At 65.5% G+C, this 2,155-nt stretch carries 2 protein-coding genes; both read right to left on the bottom strand.

Annotated features, from left to right (window positions below; all coding sequences use genetic code 11):
- Positions 1-64 precede the first annotated feature (64 nt).
- The gene (gene istB, locus ACL03I_RS39220) at positions 65-853 is read right to left on the bottom strand and encodes an IS21-like element helper ATPase IstB (RefSeq protein ID WP_412808628.1); all 789 of its coding nucleotides are present in this window, start codon (positions 851-853) and stop codon (positions 65-67) included.
- Complete coding sequence (gene istA, locus ACL03I_RS39215) at positions 853-2,076, bottom strand: IS21 family transposase (RefSeq protein WP_412808629.1); 1,224 nt, start codon at positions 2,074-2,076, stop codon at positions 853-855. The genes istB and istA overlap by 1 nt, the downstream gene beginning before the upstream one ends.
- Positions 2,077-2,155 lie beyond the last annotated feature (79 nt).

Genomic DNA, 2,155 nt, shown 5'->3' with positions numbered 1-2,155 from the left:
TGTCGACGCTCTTCGAAATGTAGGCCGGTGGCGCTCGTCGAAGATCGGCCACTTGGTGGTTGTTTTAGTCTGCCGTGTTGTCTGTTCGCATGGACGGGAGTGTGTCGATTTCGGTGTTGCGGAGTCGGTAGCTGTTTCCTTTGAGGGTCAGGACGTCGGCGTGGTGGACGATGCGGTCGATCATGGCCGCGGCGACGACGTGGTCGCTGAACACGTCGCCCCAGCGGGAGAACGGCAGGTTCGAGGTCAGGATCAGCGAGGCGTGTTCGTAGCGGCTGGAGACCAGTTGGAAGAACAGGTTCGCTGCGTCTTGTTCGAAGGGGATGTAGCCGACCTCGTCGACGATCAGTAGTCCGTAGCGGCGGAGTTTGGCCAGTTCGGCGGCGAGGCGGCCGTGCTGGTGGGCGGTTTGCAGGCGGGTGACCCAGTCGACGGCGGTGGCGAACAGGACGCGGTGGCCGTGGTGGGCGGCGGCGATGCCCAAACCGATCGACAGGTGGGTTTTGCCGGTTCCCGGTGGCCCGAGGAGCACCACGTTCTGGGCTTTGGTGATGAACTGGCCGGTGCCCAGATGCGCGATGGTGTCGCGTTTGAGAGCGGGCTGGTGGTCGAAGTTGAATTCCTCGATCGCTTTGCGGGCGGGGAAGCCTGCTGCGCGGATGCGGATTTCGGCGCCGGAGGACTCTCGGGATGCCACTTCGCGGGACAGGACCGCGGCGAGGTATTCCTCATGGGTCCAGCCGGCGTCGCGGGCTTGGTCGGCCAGGCGGGCGGCGCTGTCGCGGATGCGCGGCGCCTTCAACGCGTTGGCGTAGTACTCGATCTGCTTGGCGGTGTCGGTGGGTGCGGCCATCACGCGACACCTTCGCTGCCGAAGTCGACGCCGAAACAGGCGTCGTAGTCGGCGAGGTTACGCATCAACCCGCCATCATCATCGCTGGCGGTCCGAGATTTTCTGTGTCCGAATGCTTCTCGCAATCGGGCGGCCGTCCGGACATGGGAGGGGTCGGTGATGGTGACTGCTTTCGACCAGGCTCTGCGGTGGGTGGCCACCAGCAGCCCGTCGCAGCGGGCGGTGACGGTATCCAGATCGGCGTGGATATCGATCAGTCGTCCGATCACCGTCGGGTCGATTGAGTAGTCGTTGCCCAAGACACGCAGGTAGTAGTCACGCGGCAGCCGCGCGCGGCTGGTGAACCCGACCGCCGGGGCGATCGGCGGCAGTGTCGTCATCGCGGCCCGGTCGATGCCGACCAACTCCGCCGGGGAACCCGCGAGCCGCCGGACGTGTCGAGCGTTGGCGATCGGCAGCCACTCGGCGAGCTGAGTGTTGAAATCTCCTGGTGAACTGAACGACCGGCCGGGCAGGAACGAGGTCTCGAGATAGCCGTTCACGCGTTCGACGATGCCCTTGGACTCGGGGTCGAACGGCTTGCACTGGACGATCCGGGTGGCCAGCATCCCGGTGAACGCCACCACCCCAACGGCCAAGTGTCCGCCCTTGCCGATCCCTGATTCGTTGTCCCATAACAGCCTGCGCGGGACTTTCCCCAACTGCCCCGACAACAGCTGCCACATCCCGGCCAGCAGATCCGCGGTGGTCCGGGTCGGAATCATCACCGCGGTGATGAACCGCGAGAACGAGGCCACCATCACCAGCACCGGGGGTGCCCCGACCTGACCGGCGCCCAGAGGGATCCGTGTCGGAGGGAACCACAGATCGCACTGCGCCTGATCCCCGGGCCGATACTCCAGCCGATCCGCCGGATCCTTTGGTGCGTACTGCGGCCGCAGGGACGCGACTTTCTTACGGAACCACGACTGCGACCCTGACCAGCCCACCCGCTCGGCGATCACCGACGCCGGCATCGCCGGGAACTGCGCCAGCAGCTCCCGCACCAGCGGCTCGAACTCGTCGAACGCCGAGGGACCCGACACCCGCTGATATCGCGGCGGCGACTCCGATGCGATCGCCCTCGAGACCGTGTCCCGCGAGATGCCCAACCGGGACGCGATCGCCCGCATCGACAGGCCCTCACTCGCATGGAGATACCTGATCTGCGCCCATTCCTGCACTGAGATCACCCTTCCGATCGTGGATGGGTGGCCGATTTTCAAAGAGCGCCGATGGCCGGATTTTCGAAGAGCGCTGACA

Source organism: Nocardia sichangensis (assembly GCF_047200615.1).
Classification (GTDB): Bacteria; Actinomycetota; Actinomycetes; order Mycobacteriales; family Mycobacteriaceae; genus Nocardia; species Nocardia sichangensis.
The sequence above is the reverse complement of the archived record's forward strand: the minus strand, read 5'-3'. Positions and strand labels throughout refer to the sequence as shown.

Excerpts from the sequence above, each read along its gene's own strand:
- istB (WP_412808628.1), bottom strand. The coding sequence starts at position 853 with ATGGCCGCACCCACCGACACCGCCAAGCAGATCGAGTACTACGCCAAC.